A 20,565-nucleotide genomic window follows, 5' to 3' on the forward strand; every position below is an offset into this window, starting at 1 on the left:
TGCCCGCGCCGCGCCGGGCACGGCGGTTGCTGCCCCGGGGGGCATGGCCCTTGACAGGCCGATCCGATAGGAGGTTGTCATGTCCCTGATTGTCGCCGCCCGTTTCCAGACTTTCGATGAGGCGAGCCAGGCCGCCCGACAGTTGCGCCACGAAGGCTTTTCCGAAGACGATATCCACACGTTCTACATCAATACGGCAGGCGAACACGCCCAATATCCCCTGGGCGGCGACCGCGCCGCGGACCCGGATGCGCGCGGCGCGCACCGCGGTGCGCTCGCCGGGGCGGCGCTGCTTGGCCTGCTGTTCGCCGTGGCCGGGGGACTGGTGGCGCTGTGGTCAGGCGCGGCAATGCTGGTGGTCGCGGTGGCCGCTGGCGCAGGGGCATACATCGGCGCGCTGGCCGGGGCCTTGGGGGTGGCGGGCAAGCGCAGGCGCCGTCCGGCGGCCGAGCCCGCAAAAGATGGACATCCTGCGCTGCGGCAGGCCGGGGTGATGCTGGCCTTGCCGGTCTCGCCGCAACAGGAATCCCTTGCCCGGCGCGTGCTGCGCGACGCGGGCGGCCGCGACATCGAGCGGGCCCAGGGCCGTTGGCTGGAGGGCAGGTGGCAGGACTTCGATCCGTTGAAGCCGCCGCGCCATGTCGAGGCGCCATCGGTGGCGCCGTGATGCCGACGCGGTCAGCCCAGGCGCTTTGCGCGCCCGGGCCTGTCCCTTTCCTGCCTATTGCCGGCCAACCACCACGCCAAACAGGAACGCGGCGCCAGCCACCAGGCCGATGGCCTGCCAGGGGCGCGCATGGATGTACTGTTCGGTGCAATCGATGGTCTCGCGCATCATGTCCTGCGCGCTATCGGATGCCTCGCGCAGGCTGTGGCGCGTGTCGCGCAATTGTTCGGCCAGCCGCGCCTTGAGCGCTTCCAGGTCGTTGGCCGAAGCATCGTTCAGCGTCGATTCCAGTTCGTCGATCCAGCTTTCCGGATGTCGGCGCCGCCGCGCGCGGCGATCATCGGGACCATTCTCGGGAAAGTCCGAGGGCAGGGGAGTATGGTTGTTGACCATGGGCAAGCTCCTGGAGTCTGCGTTGAAAAATCCATGGCGCGTGCCGTTGCTGACACGGCGCATGTGGAAAAAGGCTGGCATGAATCCGGGGTTCGCGCGTCTTGCATTGCATCTCGTTGTGAACGTTCGTTTTACCCAGGCACGCGCGCCCGTGCCGGGACTGCCACATCCGCTTGCAATTTGGCTCGCCAACGGGCGCACCAAGACGGCAATCACCCCTGGCGCGCGGCAATCCCGCCCGCTGCATGTCGCGCTCTGCCTGGAGGCGGACGCGCGGCACCCGGGCGCCCGACCTGGCCTGGCCTTGGTTTTGGATGGCATCGCGCTGCCGCGCCGGGCACAGCGCTTGCTGAGCGGCTTGCTGCCACAACCCGGGAGTGATGCATGAGCAAGACACTACAGAACTTCAACGTCGCCATTCTGGTGGTCGATGGCTTCGAGCAGGAGGAACTGACATCGCCGCGCGACGCCTTGCAGGCGCGGGGCGCGCGCGTGGCGATCGTCTCGGCCCAACGCGGGCCGGTTCGGGGATGGCGCCATCACCAGCCCGGCGAGAAAGTCGAGGCCGACTTGATCTTTGCCGAAGCGCGCGCGGAACTGTTCGATGCCGTGCTGTTGCCTGGCGGCGTGATCAATGCGGATGAGATCCGCCTGCACCCCGAGGCACGCGCGTTCGTGCGGGCCATGCATGAAGGGGGCAAGCCGGTGGCGGTTATCTGCCACGGCGCGTGGTTGTTGATTTCCGCGAATCTGGTGAAGGATCGCAAGATGACCAGTTGGCCCTCGCTGGCCGATGATTTGCGCAATGCCGGCGCGGATTGGGTCGATGAGGAGGTGGTCGTCGATGGCCGCTGGGTCAGCAGCCGCAAGCCAGACGACCTGCCCGCCTTCAATCGGGAGCTGTTGCGCGTGTTCGCGCAGGCCCGTCCCTGAGGCAGGCCCTTATCGAGTGTGCGGGGCGTTGCCCTGGCGCAGAGAACCTCGTGGAGCCGGAATCCGCCGGCCGCGGGAAAGCAGTGTCCTTGAAGGAGAAAACCATGCCCGAGCATCTGCACATGCATGTTCCGCCCAAGCCGGAACCAATACCGCCGGGTTCGCCTCCCGGCGACCTGCCGGTCGATCCGGATACCGATGAGCCGGAGGTCGATCTGCCGCCGCTCGATCCTCCCGACAAGGAAAAAGTCTCCCACGCCGCCTGATTGGCGGTGACAGCCAGTCCACACCAAGAACAATCGGAGCAATCATGTCGACCATTCTGCTGATCGTCCTCATCCTGCTGCTCATCGGGGCCGTGCCCGCCTGGCCCTACAGCCGTGGTTGGGGGTATTACCCAAGCGGCCTGCTGGGAATCGTGCTGATCGTGCTGCTCGTGCTGCTGCTGACCGGACGCCTATAGTGGCGCGCGCCGCCTGGCGGTGGCTGGCTTCAGGGCCGGCGCGCGCGGGCCTGTGCCGCCTGCCGCCCACGACGCTGCAGGCGGCGCCGGTTGATCCAGAAGATCACGCCGGTGACGAAGAAAAGCAGCGGTAACAACCCGAGAAGCGCCGTGAGCATGCGGCTGGACAGGCCGTAGAGGCTGCCCGAATGCAACGGGTACATCAGCGCCAGGAAGCGCTGGGCCGGGGTGCCGGACAGGGGATCGGCGCGGGACACCGCCGCGCCGTTGCGCATGTCGATGAACAGGCGCAGGGTGCCCACCGGCTGCCAGTCGTCGGCTCGCCGTACCCGTGCCTGGTAGACGCCGTGCGCCGGATCGCGGCGCAGCATCACCAGGGCGGCGTCGGCGGGAGCCAATGCGCGCGCCCGCGCGGCGGCGCCATCCCAGCCGATCTCAGGCTCGGCCGCCGCCAGCGGCGCGCGGTCCGCGGTCCGCGCATCCGCCGGCACGCTCGCGACGCTGGCGACCAGTTGCCGGCCCAACTGTGGCAGGCCCATGAAAAAACCGGTGCCTGCCACCACCAACAGCAACAGCGCCGACAGCAGGCCGGCGGCGCGATGCAGTTCATAGCTGGTGCGGAATGCGCTGGCGCCGCGGGTGACCGTGAGCGAGCGGCGCCAGTGGCCCGGCCGCGGCCAGGCCAGATACATGCCGCCGAGCAGCAACCCCACCCAGGCCACGGCCAGCCAGCCCAACACCTCGCGGCCGGTCTTGCCCTGCAGCAGGGTCTTGTGCCAACGCAACAGCAGCGGCATCAGATGGGCGCGGTCCAAGGCCACGGCATCGCGATCGCGGCTGGCCAGCAACAGGCCGGTGCAGGCATCCACGCCAGCCTCGTTGGCGGCCGTCGCGGCATGCGTGAACTGCACCCGGTAGCTGGCGCCCGGCGCCTGGGGCAAGGTGATGGCGGCCAGGGTCGCGCCGGGCCAGGCCTGTTGCACCGCGCGCGCGGCGGCCGAAGGGGGCAGGGGCGCGGCGCAAGCGCCGGCGGCATTGCGCAACATGGGCGCGTTGAGCCAGGCGTCAAGCTCATGGTCGAACGCCAGCAGGCTGCCGCTCAGTCCGGCCAGCACCAGTACCGTCCCCAGGACCAATCCCGTCCACCGGTGCAGGAACGACACGGCGGTGCGTAGGGACTTGCGCAACTTGGCTTTCATGGTGTGTTCGACAGCGGGACAGGCGAGTGGCGCGCAATTGTACCGAGGCGTAAGATCTGCCGGCATCTTTTTTGGCGCCATGCGCCTTTTCCCGCCCCCCGATCCGCCGCAACATGAAGATTCCCCTCCTGATACTGATAGACAGCGTGCACGACTTCCTGCCCGCGATCGAAGACCGCGGCTTTCGCTGCATCGTCGCCACCACTGCGGATGACCGCGCCCGGGCCATCCGCGACCATGCGGGCGAGATCCGCGCCGTGTTGACGCGCGGCGCCACCGGCCTGCGTGCCGACGAGATGGCGGCGCTTCCCGCGCTTGAACTGGTCTGTTCGCTGGGAGTGGGCTTCGAGAACATCGATCTGGCCGCCGCCCGCGCGCGCGGCCTGCGGGTGACCTACGGGCCCGGCGCCAATGCCACCGCGGTGGCGGACCACGCCATGGCGCTATTGCTGGGCGCGGTGCGCCGCCTGCCGCAGGCCGATGCGTGGGTGCGCCAGGGCCACTGGAGTGGTTTCATGGGGCCGCAGGTTTCGGGCAAGCGCCTGGGCATCCTGGGACTGGGCACCATCGGACGGGAGATCGCCCGGCGCGGGGCCCAGGGGTTCGGCATGACGGTCGGCTACTACAACCGGCGGCCACGTCCCGACTGCGGCTATGCATACCATGACAGCCCGCGCGCGCTGGCCGCGGCCAGCGACTTCCTGGTGGTGGCCACCCCCGGCGGCGGCGATACCCGTCACTTGGTGGACGCGGCGGTGCTGGAAGCGCTGGGGCCGCAGGGCTATCTGGTGAATATCGCGCGCGGCAGCGTGGTCGATACCGAGGCGCTGATCGCGGCGCTGGCCGAGCGCCGGATCGCTGGCGCCGGCCTGGATGTGGTCGAAGGCGAGCCGGTGCTGCCGCCGGCGCTGTTCGCGCTGGACAATGTAGTGCTCACGCCCCACAGCGCCGGCCGCTCGCCGGAAGCGGTGGCGGCAACGGTGGCGCTGTTCCTGGACAACGCCACCGCGCATTTTGCCGGCAAGCCGGTCCTGACGCCGGTGCCGCAGGACTGAGCCGCGCGGCGCGGCCTCAGTGCGAGAACATGATCGGCACGGTCATGCTCTTGAGGATCGACGCGGTGGCGCCACCCATGGCCCATTCGCGCAGCTTGCTGTGGCCATAGGCGCCCATCACGACCAGGTCGGCGCTGTAGTCGGCCGCGGCGTTCAGGATGGTGCTGCCCACGCCTACGCCCTTGATGTCGCGGCATACGTGTTCGGGCGCCGGCATGCCCTGGGCGACGCAGTAGCTGGCCAGGTCGTCGAACGGTACGGCCGCGCCCTTGCGCGAGGCCGCGCCTTCGTCCATGGTCAGCACCACCAGGTGCGAGGCCGCGCGCAGCAGGGGCGCCGCATCGGCCAGGGCGCGCGCCGCCTCGCGGCTGCCGTCCCAGCAATACAGCACGCGTTCGCCGATTACGGGGAAGTCGCCGCTGGAGGGCACCACCAGCACCGGCCGGCCCGCCGTCAGCAGAGTCTGTTCGACGAATTCGATTTCGTGCGCGGCTTCGATGTCGTCAGGGTTTTCCTGACTTAGGACGATCAGGTCGCTGGTGCGGCCGAGCAGCGCCACGCAGGCGCTGGGCGAGCCGTTGTCGACGCTGCGCACCGCCGCGGGCACGTCGAGCGCGGCGGCCGTTTCCAGGAAGGCTTTTTGCACTGCGTCGCGATTCTGCGTCTGCAGATCGCGGATGACGCTGAGGGTGCGCGAGAGCAGCACCGATTCGCCGTAGTAGTACTGCGGGGGGGCAGAAGTGGCATAGATGCCGACCAGTTCGGCCTGGTGGCGCCGGGCCAGGGTCAGGGCGACCTGGGTGCGGCGGGCGCAATCGAATCCGTGATCGAGGTGAACGGAAATACGGCGGTACATGGCGGCCTCCTTGTTGAGCTCGGTACCCCGTCATCGTTGCGCGTTCCGGGGGCGGTGCCCTTGATGCACATCAAGTACCCAGAAGTTTACCGGGGTTGCCGCAAATGTGTGGGCCATTCAGGCCTGTTGCACCCGGTCCCGCAATCGACGGACCAGCCGTGCCTGCTGTGCGATGCGCTCCAGCGGACCGGCCAGCGCCGGCGCCGCGCTGGCCAGCGCCGCCGGCGGCGTCAGCCGGCGGATGTCGACGGCCGGCGCGCCGGCCTGCGGATGCAGCGCATGCGCCAGCGCCAGCCCATAGTCGCGCAGGACAGGCGCGACGGCGCTGTCGGCCGGCAGCGCCGGCTGGATTTCCAGCACGGTGCCGGCGGCGGTGACGCGGCGCATCGCATTGAGCAGGTTGACGGCGGTGTCGACCTTGCGGTCGCGGTGCACGGGATTCTGTTGCAGGCGTTGCAATGCCGCTTCGGCATTGTCGGCCGACAGGCACGCCTGGCGCCGCAGGGCGACGATGTCCTGGTCCGCGCCGGCGCCGCTCTTGGCCCGGGCCAGGGCCAAGGCGTAGGCGGCGTGGCGTTCGAGCGCGCGGCTGAGCGCGCCGGCCAATTGGCGCGGTTCCTTTTCCGGCCACACCAGGAACCCCACCAGCAAAGCCAGTACGCCGCCTAGCACGCTGTTGAAGGCGCGCAGCGCCGCCAGCATCGGCTCATAGATGTCGGGCTGCTGGATGTGGCTGACCAGCACGAACTGCGAGGTCAGGAAAAACGTGAATAGCGCGTAGTGGATGGTGCGGGCCGCGAAGGTGCCCAGGGCGATCGGCAGCACCGCGAGCGCCACCGACAACGGCGTGCTCAGCAGCAACCCCAGCAGCGAGGCGCCGATGGCGCCGGCGACGCTGCCGATCACGCGCTCGACGGTGCGTTGCCAGGTGGTGGCGAAGTAGGGCTGCAGGATGAACACCAGGGTCAGCGACATCCAGTAGCCATGATTGACCGCGAAGGTTTTCGAGAGCGCCACGGCGATGGTGGCGCCGATACCGACGCGCAGGGCATGGCGGAAGGCATCGGACTCGAATCGCAGGTTCTGGCGCAAGCTGCGCCAAGCCTGGCGGGCGGGCGAGACGGTACGTACGGCCTGGGCCGGCGCCGCCGGCGCGCCGGCTTCGTCGAACAGCGCCTGCCTGACCGCCAGGGCCGCCTGCTGCAGGCGGTCGAGCACCGGCACCATGGTGGCCAGGTCGGGGGCGTGGGCCATGGCGGCGCCACGCAAGGCGTGCAGGCCTGTGGCGAAGTGGGCCAGACGTTCGCGCAGGCAGTCGGCCTGCCGGGCATCGCTGACGTCGGAGGTGCTGGCGATGGCGTTGGCGACGCTGGCATAGCGATGCAGGGCGTGCGACAGATGGGCGCCGGCGCCGCGGCCCAGCCAGCGCGGCGCATTCGATTCGAGCAGGTCGGCCGCCGCGACCAGCGCGATGAAGCTGTCTTCGGCATTGTCGAGCAGATAGAACAACTGCTGGGCGCGGGCGCGGCGCGATGGCCTCGCATCGTGGACCTCGCGGATGCGCGCCCGGGCGGCCTCCAGGGCGGCACGCACGGCGCTGCGCTGGGGCCGGGTGACGGCGCTCCAGGCTTGCGGGCCGTCGGCGGGCGCCAGGCCGGAATACATGCGCGCCAGGGCATCGGCAAAGTCGGCCAGCCCGCGATAGCAGTGGGCCACCGCGTGCGTGGCGTCCTTCCAGGGCCGCCGGCGCCACACCAGGGCAGTCATCAGGATGGCCCACAGCGCGCCAGCCAGGAAGAACAGGGTGTACGAAAGGCTGGCCGCCAGGGTCGGCGCCGGCAGCTCCGCCGCCACCACGAAGCCGGCCGACAGCAGTGTGCCGACGATCGCGGCGGCCGGACCGAGCACGCGCAACAGGCCGCCGAACGTACAACAGGCGAAGGTCAGGGGCAGCAGCAGCCAAAGGTGGCCGGCGCTGGCGCTGGCCAGAAAGCAGAACAGCGCGCCGATCAGGCCCAGCGCCAGCATCGAGCCGGCGCGCTGGCGCAAGGGGCCGCCGGGATCGCCGAAACAGGCCCAGAAAGCGGCAATGGCGGTCCAGCCCAGCCGTGGTTCGTGCGCCAGGACGGCCAGGATGACGGGCGCGGCGCTGATGGCGGCGGCTTGCAGGGCGTCCAGCCAGAGGACGTGGCGCGACAGCAGGCGCCAGCGGGAAAGCAGGGTAATCACGCGAAAACGGGGCGGGCGATGGGGCGGAAAAGTCGCAACGCTACCATGTCGACAAGGCAAAAACGCGGTGATTTGTCAGAGCGTCCGAATATTGCGGTTTTCATGAATTTCAGCGCATAAATACCGCTGGTTACATATGTGTGACTTTGGCGCCGCATGCGCGCACAATTGCCTGGAGTAAACATGCGAAATCGCATAAAAAAACAGTGGCGATCGAATACGCTGGGTCGTACACGGGGCGGTATGCAGCAACGCCGCCGTCGAATGTGAATCCTCATGTCCAACGAGCCCCGTACCGCGCCCGGACAGCGCGGGCCAAAGATCGAGGCGCCCCAGGAGCGAAGACATGACGCTAACCCACGAGGCTTCCACCAGCTCAGTGGTGAGCGACGATGAAGTCGCCGCCATGATTACCGGCAGGGACGGCCTGCGCGTGCTGCTGCAACCGCAGGTCGATCTGTTGACCGGCCGGATCGTCTCGGCCGAGGCGCTGGCGCGCTGGCAGCATCCGCGGCTGGGCATCGTGATGCCGGCCGAGTTCATTCCCGCGGTCAACCGGCTTGGCCTGGACCGTACCCTGTTCGAGCGGGTCGCGCAGCGCGTGATCGACATGCTGCAGACCATGCGGCGCGCCGGCATGGCCATTCCCATTGCCATCAACGCGCCGGCGTCGACGCTGTCCGACGAGCGCGCGGTGGCATTTCTGCTGGCGCGCATCCGCGCGGCCGAGTTGCCCGCTTCGCTGCTGCGGGTGGAACTGACCGAAGACCAGCCGATCCAGGAACTGGACGTTCTGCGCAACACCTTGATGAAACTCGAAGAGGCGGGCTGCGAAGTCAGCCTCGACGATTTCGGCACGGGACACGCGTCGCTCAAGCTGCTGTCGGCGATTCCCCTGTCCGAGGTCAAGATCGACCAGTATTTCGTCACCCGCATGCGCCGCAGCGCGGTCGCCTTCGAGGTGCTGCGCACGGCGGCGGAACTGGCCACCCGGATGGGCTGGCGGGTGGTGGCCGAAGGAGTCGAGAACGTGGCCGACGTTCCGGCGCTGCGCGCCGCCGGCTGCCGCTATGGCCAGGGTTACGCGCTGGGCCGGCCGATGGCGCTGGACGACCTGCTGATGCGCCTGCGGATCCAGCGCGACCGCGGCGAACCGCTGGCGGCGTCCGCCAGCTATGCCTCGGCCTGGCTCGACGCCTTCGATCCGCAGGATGCCGAAACCGTCCTGCCTGCGCACCTCACTACGCAATAATAGGGGCCCGCTTGCGACGGCGTTGCCGGCGCGCTCTTTCTGCCCGCTCCTCCTGAATTTACCGGCGCCGGATGGCCCTGGCACCGTGCGCCCGCCGCCGGGCACGGCAATTGCTCAGGCATTGCTGGCGGAATGGTTCCGCTCTCTAGGAGACTTGTCATGGCAAACCCGAATCAGCCCGATCAGCAGAAACAGCCGCAGAAACAGCAGTCGCAGGACAACCCGGCGGATCGCAACCAGCCGGGCCAGCAGCAACCTGGCCAGGGCGGCCAGCAGATGGACAAGGATCGCCATCAGGGCCAGCAACCTGGCCAGGCCCAGCGGCCGCAAACGCAGCGCTGATGCATTGATGGCGATGCGCCAAGCCTGCGTGCCGGCTGTTCTGCCGGCCGGCATGGGGTGAGTGACGGCGTTGCCCGCGCGGGTTCCCCCTGCGGGCAACGTCAATGGAATGAATCATGGTCAACTCGCGCGCCGTGCCGCGACGCCGTCCGATCAAGGGCCGATGGGCCCTGGTCGCGCTGGCGGTCGTGGTGTTGCTGGCGGCGCTGGCCGGCCTCGGCCGCTCCGCCGCGGAGCGACGCATCGCCGACCTGCTGGGGCCGCGGGCGCAAGTGGGGCAGGTGAGCCTGGGGTTCGGGCAAGTGGTGCTGACCGACGTGAGGATCGAGGGCGTCGCGGACATGGCCGCGGCCAGCGCTGGCCGCGTGGTGGCCGAACCCGAGTGGGCATCGCTGCTGCGGCGCGTCACGGTGCTGCGCAGGATCAGGATCGAGGAATTCGACTTTGCCGTGGTGCGCGGCCGCGATGGCGACTTGCAGATTGCGCCGGCGTTACAGGCATCGCTGCGCGCGGCCGATGCCCGCCATCCCCGGCCGCCAGTGCGCGCCGATGAAGTCATCCTGGAGCGTGGCCGCCTGGAATTCGTCGATGCGGTCGTTTCCACCCCGCCGCACCGCATTCCGTTTGACAACGTGTCGGCCAGCCTGCGGCCATTGGCGTTGCCGGCCAATGGCCAGCGCAGCGAGATGGAATTCCAGGGTTCGGTAGGCGCCAACCGCGTCGGCGTGGCCACGGTGCGGGCGCGGGGCTCGCTGGTGGTGGGCGGCAGCGATGCCGACATGACGGTGGCGGTGCGCAACCTGGACATCCGCCATGCCGCGCCGTACCTGGCCGAGAACGGCGCCGGTTCGTTGGCGGGCGGCGCCATGGATCTGGACATGCGCACCACCGTTGCTGGCCGGCAGCTCGATGCCAGCGGCACGGTGGCCCTGCGCGACTTGAGGTTCAGCGGCGATGGATCGCTGTTCTCGCTGCCGCGCAAGGCGGTGCTTGCAGCACTGGAGGACCGCCATGGCACGCTGCGCATGCCGTTCAAGCTGTCCGGCAGTCTCGACAATCCCAGGTTCTCGGCATCGCGCGGATTCGCCGCCCAGATCGCGCGCGGCTTCGGCCACGCCATCGGCGTGGGCGCCGAAGGCGCGGCCGGCGGCGTGGCCGGCGCGGTCAAGGACCTGGGCGACGCCATTTCCGACATCTTCACGCCGTGAATCAGAAGCGGTAGTTCGCGCTCAGCTCCACGCGCCGGCCCTCTCCCAGCAGCCACTGCGTCTGGTTGTAATAGGCGGTTTCGGCGTACTTGCGGTCGAAGACGTTGAAGGCGCGCAACGCCAGCGTCAGGTCGCGGCGCGGGTCCCACTGCAAGGCCAGATTGGTGGTGGTGTAGCCCGCCATTTCGAGCCGATTGGCGGCGTCCGCGTAGCGCTTGCCGACGTAGCGCAGGCCGGCGCTGGCTGTCCACTGCGGCGCGAACTTCCAACTGACCCAGGCATTGGCCAGGCGTTGCGGCACGTCGGTGGGGACGTTGCCCGCGCGCGACACAGCCACGCCGTTGGCCGACTCGTTGAAATCGTCATAGCGCGCCCGCAGCACGGCAGCATTCAGGTCCAGCCGCCACGCCGGCGTCAGCGCGACCGCCAGCGTGGCTTCCAGTCCGCGCGATGATTGTTCCCCCACCTGGATGCGCAGCGCGGGGTCGTCGGGGTCGCGCGTCACCAGGTTGTTCTTGCGGATATGGTAGGCCGCCAGGGTCCACTGGCCCTTGTTGTCCCAGAATGCCTGTTTGACGCCGATCTCGATCTGGCGGCCCTTGGACAGCTCGAAATCCTTGTTGGCGGGGGACAGCAGCAACAGGCTGCCGATGGGGTCGGCCGCCTCGGCGTACTGGCCATAGACGGACAGATCGGGCAGCAGCTCGTAGACCGTGCCGATGCGCCAGCCGACGTTGTTGAAGCGAGTATCGAAGGCGGTCTGCCCGGTAACCAGGTCGCGCCGCTTCAGGTCGATGTGGTCGTAGCGCACGCCGCCCAGGATCGACCAGCGGGAAGTCAGCATCAGGCGGTTCTCGGCGAACAGCGCGTACTGCTCGGCGGTGTTGCGATAGCGGGGCGTGGTGCCGGCGACATTGATGAAGCGGCCATGGTCGACATCGTAGGGGTCGACCAGCGAGGTGCCCGAATAGGGCGAATTGTTGGTGTGCTTGAGGGAGGCCCGGTTCAGCTCGAAGCCCAGCGCCACTTTGTTGGCCAGCCCGAACAGATGGCCGTCGAAGCTGGCATCGGTGACGTTGCCGACCTGCTCCTGGTCATGGCGGATGTCGGTATAGGCGCTGCGCTGGATCAGGCCGCTGGCCGGCTGCCAGGCATAGTTCTCGGCATCGCGGTAGTCGCGGTCGCTGCCGATGTAGTAGAGGCGGCTGCGCATGCGCGTGGCGGGGTTTGGCGACCATTCGGCCTTGAGTTCGCTGCGGCTGTCGCGATAGATGATCTTGCTGTCGGCTACGTTGTAGTTCTTGCCGCGCAGGCTGTAGTCGATGTCGCCATCGACCAGCGGCGTGCCGAAATAGCGCGTCGGTTCCTGCCAGGCATAGGCCTGGGTCAGGGTGAAGCTCAGCGCGGGCGATACGTCCAGGCGCAGCGCCGCGGTGACGGCCAGGTCGCGCGAATCCCCCAGGTTGATGCCGGAATCGCCGTGGTTGCCGCTGATGTCGAGCCGGTACGACCATTTGTCGTCGAGCGCGCCGCCGCTGCCGAATCCCAGGCGCTGCGTGTCATGGGTGCCGATGGTGGCCTGGATTTCGTTCTCGATGGGCCCGCGCGTGGGCTTCTTGGGGATCACGTTGACCACGCCGCCGATGGCGCCCTCGCCATACAGCACCGAAGCCGGGCCGCGTAGCACTTCGATGCGCTCGACCGCCCAGGGGTCATAGATGAAGGTCTGGCCGACGCCGCCGAACTGGCGCACGCCGTCGTACAGCATGGCCACCGAATTGGAGTCGGTGAAACCGCGCGAGGACAGCGACGAGCCGCCGTTGCCGGGGTGGCGCATGGTGCTGATGCCGGCGGCCTGGGTGATGGCATCGGTGACGGTGACGGCGCCGCGTTCGCGCAGTTGCGCGTTGTCGAGGATGTCGATGCTGGCGGGGGTGTCCAACGGGGTCAGGCCCAGCAGCGTGCCGGTGCTGGCCTGCTCCAGCAGGGGGGCCGAGGCGGCGCTGCCGCTGACGGCAATGGCGGGCAGCGTGGCGATTCCGGCCGGCGCGGGCGTGGCGGGATCGGATTGGGCGTGCAGGACGGGTGCAGCGGCGAGGGCAGCGCAGGCGAGCACGCGCCGCGGCAGGACGCGGCGCGTCCCGGCGTGGGAAGGAAACATGGATATTCTCGGTAAGCCAAGGGAGCCGCGCGCGGGCGCGGCGCAACGATCAGTGCGATACCGGGAATAAGGGGGGCGCGCGCGCGCCCAATGGCGGCCCGGGCGGCGAGCCGTCGGCCACCGCCGGCGGCGCGCGTGTGGCCAGCGGATGCGCCATGACCGCGCCCAGGCCGGGCAGGGGCGTCAGCGCCGGCGGCAAGGCCACCGTTGCCAGCAGGGCGCCCAGCGGGCAGGCCGCGGCCTGCGCCGCGTGGCGTTCATCCGGCGCGTCGCCGCGCTTGGACGGACCCGCCACCCAGATGGGGCCGGCGGCCGAGCATAGCTGGATCAGCGTGCCGCCACGCTGCGTCGCCGGCATGAAGCCCGGCGGCACCAGCGCCTTGAGCGCGAACAGCGCCGCCACCAGCCAGAGGCAGGCGGCATGCCGGGTGAAGGACGGGAACGGGCGGCGCATGATCGGCGCCCATTCTAGGGCCAGTCGCCGCCAAAGGAAACCGGCGTGGGGCCGGCGTGGGGCCGGCTACACCGTGCGCGCGGCCCAGAAGGCGGTGCGCACGCCCGGCGCCGCGGCGATGCGGGCGGTGACGCGGTCCAGGTCGAGCTCATCGACCGAGGCTTCGCTCAAGGCGGCTTCGATCTCGACTTCGTTTTCGCCGAACTGGTCGATCTTCAGTTCCGACAACGGCAATTGCTCGGCTTCCAGCACGTCCTCGAGCACGCCCATGGCGGCCTGGCGCTGGTCGAGGCGGGCAATGACGTGAATCACGGTGGTCACTTCCGTGGTCTGCGCGTCGACCGGCTGGCGATTGATGTAGCTGACGACCGGGCGCAGCAGCGTGTTGGCCGCGAGCACGAACGCGGTGGCCGCAAGCGCTTCGAAGAGCAGCGAAGCGCCGGCGCAGGCGCCGATGGCGGCCGAGCCCCACAACGTGGCCGCGGTGTTCAGGCCGCGGATGCTGCCGCCTTCGCGCATGATGGCGCCGGCGCCCAGGAAGCCCACGCCCGAGACCACATAGGAGATCACGCGCGCGCCGCCATCCGCGCCGCCGACGCGGAATGCCATGTCCACGAAGATGGCCGCGCCCACCGCCACCAGCGCGTTGGTGCGCAGGCCGGCGGTGCGTTGGCGGTATTGGCGTTCGAAGCCGACGATGGAACCCAGCACGAAGGCCGTCGCCAGGCTGATGAGGGTATTGGCCAGCGCCAATAGCTGGATGTTTTCGAAGTTTTTCATTTTCTTGTTCTCGCATTCGGCGGGTTGGACCAGCCGCGGCGCGGGCGCCTCAGGGCCAATGCCAGACCGAGGCCGCGGTCAGGATGAGCGCGAGCAGCCAGAGCAGCAGCAATGCCGCCACGCGCGCGATGAGCAGGCATTTGTACGGGTCTTTCATGACAGCCTCCTTGCCGTGGTTCAGGCCGGCAGCACGGCGATCCGGGCGCCGTCCGCGGCTTCCCAATGGATCCGGCGCACGTCGGCGCTTTGGCCCAGGCGCAGGGCAATGGCATTGAGCAGGCCGCGCAGGGGTGGCGGGCAATGCAGCGTGACGGTGGTGCTGGCGAGTTGGCCGGCTTCCTGGCGCGAGATGTGCACGCTCAGCACGCGCAGGTCCAGCGCCTGCAATTCGCGATAGAGCTGCTTGCGCAGTACGTTGAGGGTGTCGGCCAGGCTGACGATGGTGAACTGGTAGGTCGCGGCGGCCGGGCGTGCCGCGCCGGCGTCGCGCAGGGGGGCGGCGCCGTCCAGGAAGGGCAGGAATTTCTTGATGCGCATGGTCGTCTCCTTGGGGGAGTACCGTGGAAGGTCGACATGCATGCGCCGCATGGCCCGGCGGCGCGCGTGTCAGGGCACGCGGTGCGTCGGCAAGCGGGGGAGGGATGGGTCCGGGCCGGGGCAGCGTGTGCTGCCGGGGCGCAGGGCTGTGTCCTGGCTTTACGCAGGACCCGGCAGGCAAGGCTGGGGAGGTTCCTGCGTCAAGCGGCGCAAGCAGTCGTGTATCGACTACATCCGTCGTTGTCCACAATGGTCTCTTGGGGGTTGAAGGTGCCGCGATTATAAAAAGGGTTAGGGAAAACACCAAGAAGAAAATAGGACAACTTTACTGACGGAAGCGCCACGGACCGCCTGTCTCGGCGTTTCAGGTATTATTCAGCTTATTGAAAGAATGAGAGCAGGGCGGAACCGGCCCGTGGCTTGCCCGCAAGCGCCGACGGTTTCGCCATCTATGACCGACGACCCGCCTCCTAGCAAGGCGCCGCTGCCGCAGCGGCGCCCACGTCTCCCCTCCAGCCGGCTTGCGGCGCCCGGCCGTTCGCGGCCGTCTTGTCCCGCTTCCGGCGCCGCGCCCACGCCGCGCATAGGCGGCCGGGCGCCACCGCGCCGCCCTTGCGGGCACGCCGGCCCGCCGCGGCCGCGCGACCCCGATCCGCTTTCTTGCCTCCGTCCCTGGCGACGGGCCCCCGCTAGCCGGGCGCCTGCCCGCGCCTGACCCTATTTGTGGAACGTTGATGATCTTCGACTGGATGTCCGACCCGACCGCCTGGCTTGGCCTGGCGACGCTGGTCATTCTTGAAATCGTGCTGGGTATCGACAACCTGGTGTTTATCGCCATCCTGGCCGACAAGCTGCCGCCGGCGCAACGCAACCGCGCCCGCCTGATCGGCCTGACGCTGGCCATGGTGATGCGGCTGGGCCTGCTGGCCAGCATCGCCTGGGTGGTGACGCTGACCGCGCCGCTGTTCACGGTGCTGGGCGCCGAGATATCGGGGCGCGACCTGATCCTGATCCTGGGCGGCCTCTTCCTGCTGTTCAAGGGGACCATGGAGCTGCATGAGCGGGTCGAGGGCGGCAGTGGCCACGACAGCGGGCAGAAGGTCCAGCACGCGGTGTTCTGGCAGGTGATCCTGCAGATCGTGGTGCTGGATGCGGTGTTCTCGCTGGACTCGGTGATCACCGCCGTGGGCATGGTGCAGGACCTGAGCATCATGATGATCGCGGTAGTGGTGGCGATGGCCGTGATGATGCTGGCCAGCCGTCCGCTGATGGGCTTCGTGGCGCGCCACCCGACCGTGGTGATCCTGTGCCTGGGCCTGTTGCTGATGATCGGCTTCAGCCTGGTGGCCGAAGGCCTGGGTTTCCACGTGCCCAAGGGCTACCTGTATGCCGCGATCGGTTTCTCGATCCTGATCGAGCTGTGCAACCAACTGGCGCGCCGCAACCGGGCCAAGGGCACGCATGCCCAGGGCCGCCGCCAGCGCACTGCGCAGGCGGTGCTGCGGTTGTTGCGCGCCGGGCGCGGCGACCTGGCGCCGCAGCAGGCCGATGAGGTGGTGGCGCTGGTCGACAGCGCTGGCGGGGAGCCGGCATTCGCGCCCGAGGAAAGCTCGATGATCGAACGCGTGTTGGCGATCGGCGGCCACGACGTGCGCGCCATCATGGTGGCGCGCGGCGAGATGGTCTGGCTGGACGTGGCCGACACGCCCGACCGGATCGTGCGCAAGTTCGCCTCCGGCCACTCGCGCCTGCCTTTGTGCGCCGGCGATCCGGCCAATGTCCTGGGCGTGCTGCACTTCAAGGATGTGCTGCCGTTGCTGCAGGCCCCCGGTCCCATCGACCTGGTGGAACTGGCGCGCGAGCCGCGCTACGTGATGGAAACCACGCCGGTGCTCAAGGTGCTGGAGCAATTGCGCGCGTCGCGCGACCACATGCTGATCGTGGTCGACGAGCATGGCGTGTGCGAGGGCCTGGTGACACCGATGGATGTGTTGACCGCGGTGGCGGGAGAACTGCCGGAACATGCCGAAGCCCCGCCCGAGGCGCTGCAATTGTCGGATGGCTCGTGGCTGCTCGACGGTCGCCTGGCGCTGGCCGAGGCGGCGCGGCTGCTGGAGGCGGCGGAATTGGCCGATGACGCGGGCGATGCCACGCTGGCCGGCCGCCTGCTGCGGGCCGAGGGCCGAATTCCGGACAGCGGCGATGTGATTGCGTGGCGCGACTGGCGCTTCGAGATTACGCGCCGCGACGGCCTGCGCATCGACCAAATCCATGCCCGTCGGGCCGGCGCCGCCGTGTAGCGCCACGCGAGCCCGGTCAGTCCGCCGCGCCTGGCGCCGACATCCAGCGCAGGACGAAGCGCGCCCCGCCCAGCGGACTGTGCTGCACCTCGATCGTGCCCTTGTGGCTGACGGCGACGCGCTTGACGATGGCCAGGCCCAGCCCCGCGCCGCCGGTGCCGCGATCGCGGCTTTCGTCCAGGCGGATGAACGGCTCGAAAATGCGTTCGCGGTCGGCCGGCGCGACCCCAGGGCCGTCGTCGTCCACGATCAGCTCATAGCCGCCGACCGGACAACTGCGCAGCGAAATCTCGATGCGGCCGCTGGCGTAGCGCACGGCGTTCTGCACCAGGTTGAGCAGGGCCCGGCTCATGTAGCGCGGGTGCAGTTGCACGTGGGCCGGCAGGCCCTCGCGCACGTGGCAGCGCACGCCGCGCGCATCGGCCTGGTGCGCCACCTGCGCCAGGGCCTCGCCGAGCCAGTCGCGCACGTCCACGGTTTCCTGCTTGACGATGTCGTCGGTCGGGCGTTCCAGTCGCGCGTAGACCAGCAGTTCGTCGACCATCGCTTCGAGTTCGCCGATGTCGGCGCGCATATCCTGCAGGATCTGTTCGCGGCGGGCCTGGAATTGCGACTGGCCCAGCATGTCGACTTCGAATGACAGGCGCGCCAGCGGCGTGCGCAGTTCGTGCGACACGGCGTTGGTCATGCTGCGCTGGTTGTCGACCAGCGCGGCGATGCGTTCGGCCATCTGGTTGAAGCTCTCGCCGACGTGGCGGATGCCGGAAAAATGCGACAGCCGGGCGCGCACGTCGAGGTCGCCCTGACCCATGCGCAGTGTGGCGTTGCGCAGCGCGTCCAGGTCGCGCCATACCGGCAGGGCCCACAACAGCAGCAGCACCGCCGCCAGCACCATGCTGAGCGCCAGCCAGGCGCCCCAGGTGATCCATTTTTCCATTGTCGGTTCACCCGGCAGGCGCATTTCCAGCCATTGGCGCGGTTCGCCCGGCAAAGGGGCCAGATAGGTGTTGTACTCGTCGCGCATGATGAAACCGCGCGCCGCCAGGTCCTGCCGTTCCTGGTCGGTGGCGTCGATGCGTTCCGGGGTCAACAGTCGGAGTTCCAGGCCGTAGTGCGGGCGCAGTGAATCGCGGATGAAGGCGGCGCGGGATTCTGGCTCGACCGGATCGAGTTCCTTGTGCAAGGCGTACATCTGGCCCCGCACCGCCTGATAGGAGAGGTCGGCGCTGACCGATTCGAGCAGGTAGCCCAGGCTGCGGTTCACCAACTGCGAAGCGGCGATGTAGGCAATGGCGGCGACCACGAAAATGCGGATCGTGAACTTGAGCATAGGGTATTCCTGTGGACGCTGGGGCCGCATCCGCCACCCGGGCGCCGCGATCCCTCTCCATCGCGGTGGGCCGGCATATGCTACAGATCGCGCTGGCGGCGATCCGACGGCTTTTGTATTGAAATTGTGAAGTTTCTTGTAGCGATTTGCCCGGGTCAGTCCCCCCGGACGATTGAAACGCCCGCGCTGCCCGGCTATAAGCTTGGGGATGGCGTGCCGCGATCCTGGGGCCGCCAACTGTCTTCGAGTGCTTGGGGCCATGTCGCAGCAACCGCCTTTCCACGATGAACGCGTCGCCAGCAGGCCGGCGGCCAGCGAGGCCGCGCCGACCGCGCGCGGTTCCTGCGCGGAGGTGTTCCTGGCCTTCCTGCGGCTGGGACTGACCGCCTTTGGCGGGCCGGTGGCCCACCTGGCGTACTTTCGCGAGGAATTCGTCGACCGGCGCCGCTGGCTCGACGACTACGCTTTTTCCGATCTGGTCGCGCTGTGCCAATTCCTGCCGGGGCCGGCCAGCAGCCAGGTCGGCATGGCGCTGGGCCTGCGGCGGGCCGGATGGGCCGGCATGGCGGCCGCCTGGCTGGCGTTCACGCTGCCCTCGGCGCTGGCGATGATCCTGCTGGGCCTGGGCATGGCCCGATTCGGCGGTTTGGCGGGGGCGCCGGTGGTGCATGGATTGAAGGTGGCGGCGGTGGCGATCATCGCCCAGGCGGTGTGGGGCATGGGACGTTCGCTCTGTCCGGACAGGCCGCGCGCGGCGCTGGCCATCGTCACGGCACTGATCTGCGTGGCGTTGCCGACCGCGCTGGGGCAGGTGGGGGCCATCGCGCTCGGCGCGGCGGTCGGGGCGGTCCTGTTGCAGGTGCCGCCGCGCCCGCTGCTGGCGAACCGCGCGCAGGGCGTGTCGCGCGCCGCGGGGTATGCGTGCCTGGCGCTGGCCGCGCTGTTGCTGGCGGCCCTGCCGTTGTGGGCCAGCCTGTCGGCCACGCCGCTGGCCGCGCAACTGGCCGGTTTCTACCGGGCCGGCGCACTGGTGTTTGGCGGCGGCCACGTGGTACTGCCGTTGCTGGAAACCGCCGCGGTTGGCGGCGGCATGGTGTCCGGCGCGGAGTTCCTGGCCGGCTATGGCATCGCGCAAGCCATGCCGGGGCCCTTGTTCACCTTTGCCGCCTTTCTTGGTGCGGCCTCGTCGGGGCCGCTGTCGGGCTGGGCCGGCGGCCTGTCGATGCTGGTCGCGATCTTCCTGCCGGGCGCCTTGCTGGTGGCGGCGGCGCTGCCATTCTGGGAAAGCCTGCGGCGGCGCCCGGGGGTGCGCAACATGATGGCGGGCATGAATGCCGCGGTGGTCGGCATCCTGCTGGCGGCCCTGTACGACCCGGTCTGGAGCCACGCCATCCTTGGCAAGGCCGATTTCGCGCTGGCGCTGGCGTTGTTCGGCCTGCTCGTCTATGCGCGCTGGTCGCCGCTGTGGGTGGTGCTGGCCGCCGCCGGCGGCGGCTGGGCGCTCGGCTGGCTGACCTAGATGCGGCGGCGCGGCGCCCGCGTCATGGGCGCCAGCGTGGCGCGCGTTTCTGCAGGAAGGCGTCGATGCCTTCGGCCGCGTCGTCTTCCATCATGTTGCGCGCCATGACCTCGGCGGCGTATTCGTAGGCTTCGGCCTGCGGCATCTGGCGCTGCGCGTAGAACATGCGCTTGCCATAGCGGATCGCGGTGGGGCTTTTGGCGACGATCACGTCGGTCAGCGCCCGCACGCGCGCATCCAGATCGTCGGCCGGCGCGGTGTCGTTCAGCAGGCCCCAGTCCAGCGCCTGCGCGGCGTCGATGAAGCGCGCGGTGACCAGCATCTCGAAAGCGCGTTTGCTCGATACGTTGCGGCTCAGGGCGACCGCGGGAGTCGAGCAGAACAGTCCGGCGTTGATGCCGGACACGGCGAAGCGGGCGTCGTCGGCGGCCACCGCCAGGTCGCAGCTAGCTACCAACTGGCAGCCTGCCGCGGTGGCGATGCCGCGCACCTTGGCAATGACCGGCACCGGCAGGGCCTGCAAGCCCTGCATCACGCCGCCGCACTTGCGGAACAGCGCCAGGTAATAGTCGAACGAGGGCTGGCTGCGCATCTCGCGCAGGTCGTGACCGGCGCAGAAGGCGCGGCCGGCGGCCTCGAGCACCACACAGCGCAGGGACGGCTCGCGCGCCAGTTTGTCGATCTCGGCGCGCAGCGCGTCCAGCAGGCCTTCGGACAGGGCATTGAATTGCGCCGGACGGTTCAGCCGCAGGGTGGCGACACCGTCGCTCATGCTGCGCGCCAGCAGGGGTTCGTGCGCCGCGGAATCGGGGGCCATGACATCTCCGGAAAAAGGGCGATGCCTCGATAGTAGGCCAAGGGCGCCGTTGGCGCGCAGGCTCCATTGG

Annotated in this window: 21 protein-coding genes; 10 read left to right on the forward strand and 11 right to left on the reverse strand. The window is 69.0% G+C overall.

Features of this window, described 5'->3' with window-relative positions:
- The first annotated feature begins 79 nt into the window (after positions 1-79).
- The gene (locus AC6LKG_RS21635) at positions 80-667 is read left to right on the forward strand and encodes a hypothetical protein (protein WP_498167995.1); all 588 of its coding nucleotides are present in this window, start codon (positions 80-82) and stop codon (positions 665-667) included.
- Positions 668-721: 54 nt separating this feature from the next.
- Here AC6LKG_RS21635 and AC6LKG_RS21640 read toward each other — a convergent pair whose 3' ends face one another.
- Positions 722-1,060 carry an ElaB/YgaM/YqjD family protein gene (locus tag AC6LKG_RS21640; protein ID WP_498167998.1) on the reverse strand — a complete coding sequence of 113 codons (339 nt, stop codon included), beginning with the start codon at positions 1,058-1,060 and terminating at the stop codon, positions 722-724.
- Here AC6LKG_RS21640 and AC6LKG_RS21645 point away from each other — a divergent pair.
- The 4 genes from AC6LKG_RS21645 to AC6LKG_RS21660 all read left to right on the forward strand — a co-directional run bounded on the left by AC6LKG_RS21645 (position 1,059) and on the right by AC6LKG_RS21660 (position 2,456).
- Positions 1,059-1,448, forward strand: coding sequence for a hypothetical protein (locus tag AC6LKG_RS21645; RefSeq protein WP_498168000.1), 390 nt, complete (start codon positions 1,059-1,061; stop codon positions 1,446-1,448). The two genes, AC6LKG_RS21640 and AC6LKG_RS21645, sit on opposite strands and share 2 nt — an antisense overlap.
- Positions 1,445-1,993 (forward strand): type 1 glutamine amidotransferase domain-containing protein, encoded by a 549-nt coding sequence (locus AC6LKG_RS21650; RefSeq protein WP_498168003.1) that lies wholly within the window; start codon positions 1,445-1,447, stop codon positions 1,991-1,993. The genes AC6LKG_RS21645 and AC6LKG_RS21650 overlap by 4 nt, the downstream gene beginning before the upstream one ends.
- Before the next feature lie 104 nt (positions 1,994-2,097).
- The gene (locus AC6LKG_RS21655) at positions 2,098-2,259 is read left to right on the forward strand and encodes a hypothetical protein (protein WP_498168005.1); all 162 of its coding nucleotides are present in this window, start codon (positions 2,098-2,100) and stop codon (positions 2,257-2,259) included.
- A 44-nt stretch (positions 2,260-2,303) separates the two neighbouring features.
- Positions 2,304-2,456 carry a DUF3309 family protein gene (locus AC6LKG_RS21660; protein WP_498168008.1) on the forward strand — a complete coding sequence of 51 codons (153 nt, stop codon included), beginning with the start codon at positions 2,304-2,306 and terminating at the stop codon, positions 2,454-2,456.
- Between the two features lie 29 nt (positions 2,457-2,485).
- On the opposite strand, the gene AC6LKG_RS21665 is transcribed toward AC6LKG_RS21660, so the two are convergent.
- A complete protein-coding gene (locus AC6LKG_RS21665) occupies positions 2,486-3,655 on the reverse strand; it encodes a PepSY-associated TM helix domain-containing protein (RefSeq protein WP_498168010.1) in 1,170 nt (389 codons plus the stop codon).
- Positions 3,656-3,768: 113 nt separating this feature from the next.
- Here AC6LKG_RS21665 and AC6LKG_RS21670 point away from each other — a divergent pair, with 113 nt between their 5' ends.
- Positions 3,769-4,710 carry a 2-hydroxyacid dehydrogenase gene (locus AC6LKG_RS21670; RefSeq protein WP_498168012.1) on the forward strand — a complete coding sequence of 314 codons (942 nt, stop codon included), beginning with the start codon at positions 3,769-3,771 and terminating at the stop codon, positions 4,708-4,710.
- A gap of 16 nt (positions 4,711-4,726) precedes the next feature.
- Here AC6LKG_RS21670 and AC6LKG_RS21675 read toward each other — a convergent pair whose 3' ends face one another.
- Positions 4,727-5,566, reverse strand: coding sequence for a universal stress protein (locus tag AC6LKG_RS21675; RefSeq protein ID WP_498168015.1), 840 nt, complete (start codon positions 5,564-5,566; stop codon positions 4,727-4,729).
- Between the two features lie 117 nt (positions 5,567-5,683).
- Positions 5,684-7,795, reverse strand: a complete 2,112-nt coding sequence (locus tag AC6LKG_RS21680; protein ID WP_498168018.1) for an FUSC family protein — start codon at positions 7,793-7,795, stop codon at positions 5,684-5,686.
- A 346-nt stretch (positions 7,796-8,141) separates the two neighbouring features.
- Between AC6LKG_RS21680 and AC6LKG_RS21685 the strand changes: the two genes are divergently transcribed.
- A complete protein-coding gene (locus AC6LKG_RS21685) occupies positions 8,142-9,047 on the forward strand; it encodes an EAL domain-containing protein (protein WP_498168019.1) in 906 nt (301 codons plus the stop codon).
- A gap of 114 nt (positions 9,048-9,161) precedes the next feature.
- Here AC6LKG_RS21685 and AC6LKG_RS21690 read toward each other — a convergent pair whose 3' ends face one another.
- Complete coding sequence (locus AC6LKG_RS21690; protein WP_498168022.1) at positions 9,162-9,494, reverse strand: hypothetical protein; 333 nt, start codon at positions 9,492-9,494, stop codon at positions 9,162-9,164.
- A gap of 11 nt (positions 9,495-9,505) precedes the next feature.
- Here AC6LKG_RS21690 and AC6LKG_RS21695 point away from each other — a divergent pair, with 11 nt between their 5' ends.
- Positions 9,506-10,597: a DUF748 domain-containing protein gene (locus tag AC6LKG_RS21695; protein WP_498168023.1), complete on the forward strand. Its 1,092-nt coding sequence runs from the start codon at positions 9,506-9,508 to the stop codon at positions 10,595-10,597.
- Between the two features lies 1 nt (position 10,598).
- Here the strand turns inward: AC6LKG_RS21695 and AC6LKG_RS21700 are convergent, their stop codons facing one another.
- The 4 genes from AC6LKG_RS21700 to AC6LKG_RS21715 form a co-directional block, all read right to left on the reverse strand.
- Positions 10,599-12,758: a TonB-dependent receptor gene (locus tag AC6LKG_RS21700; RefSeq protein WP_498168025.1), complete on the reverse strand. Its 2,160-nt coding sequence runs from the start codon at positions 12,756-12,758 to the stop codon at positions 10,599-10,601.
- A 49-nt stretch (positions 12,759-12,807) separates the two neighbouring features.
- Complete coding sequence (locus tag AC6LKG_RS21705) at positions 12,808-13,212, reverse strand: DUF2946 family protein (RefSeq protein WP_498168027.1); 405 nt, start codon at positions 13,210-13,212, stop codon at positions 12,808-12,810.
- Between the two features lie 66 nt (positions 13,213-13,278).
- Positions 13,279-13,992, reverse strand: a complete 714-nt coding sequence (locus AC6LKG_RS21710; RefSeq protein WP_498168029.1) for an MgtC/SapB family protein — start codon at positions 13,990-13,992, stop codon at positions 13,279-13,281.
- Positions 13,993-14,169: 177 nt separating this feature from the next.
- Positions 14,170-14,529, reverse strand: coding sequence for a hypothetical protein (locus tag AC6LKG_RS21715; protein WP_498168030.1), 360 nt, complete (start codon positions 14,527-14,529; stop codon positions 14,170-14,172).
- A 734-nt stretch (positions 14,530-15,263) separates the two neighbouring features.
- Between AC6LKG_RS21715 and AC6LKG_RS21720 the strand changes: the two genes are divergently transcribed.
- On the forward strand, positions 15,264-16,829 hold the full coding sequence (locus AC6LKG_RS21720; protein WP_498168031.1) for a TerC family protein: 1,566 nt from the start codon (positions 15,264-15,266) through the stop codon (positions 16,827-16,829).
- A 16-nt stretch (positions 16,830-16,845) separates the two neighbouring features.
- Here AC6LKG_RS21720 and AC6LKG_RS21725 read toward each other — a convergent pair whose 3' ends face one another.
- Complete coding sequence (locus AC6LKG_RS21725) at positions 16,846-18,159, reverse strand: ATP-binding protein (protein ID WP_498168033.1); 1,314 nt, start codon at positions 18,157-18,159, stop codon at positions 16,846-16,848.
- Between the two features lie 259 nt (positions 18,160-18,418).
- On the opposite strand from AC6LKG_RS21725, the gene chrA reads away from it, so the two are divergent.
- Positions 18,419-19,678 carry a chromate efflux transporter gene (gene chrA, locus AC6LKG_RS21730; RefSeq protein ID WP_498168036.1) on the forward strand — a complete coding sequence of 420 codons (1,260 nt, stop codon included), beginning with the start codon at positions 18,419-18,421 and terminating at the stop codon, positions 19,676-19,678.
- A 22-nt stretch (positions 19,679-19,700) separates the two neighbouring features.
- Here chrA and AC6LKG_RS21735 read toward each other — a convergent pair whose 3' ends face one another.
- Positions 19,701-20,495, reverse strand: a complete 795-nt coding sequence (locus AC6LKG_RS21735) for an enoyl-CoA hydratase (protein ID WP_498168037.1) — start codon at positions 20,493-20,495, stop codon at positions 19,701-19,703.
- Positions 20,496-20,565 lie beyond the last annotated feature (70 nt).

The sequence above is a fragment of the Achromobacter sp. 46006 genome (assembly GCF_059761975.1).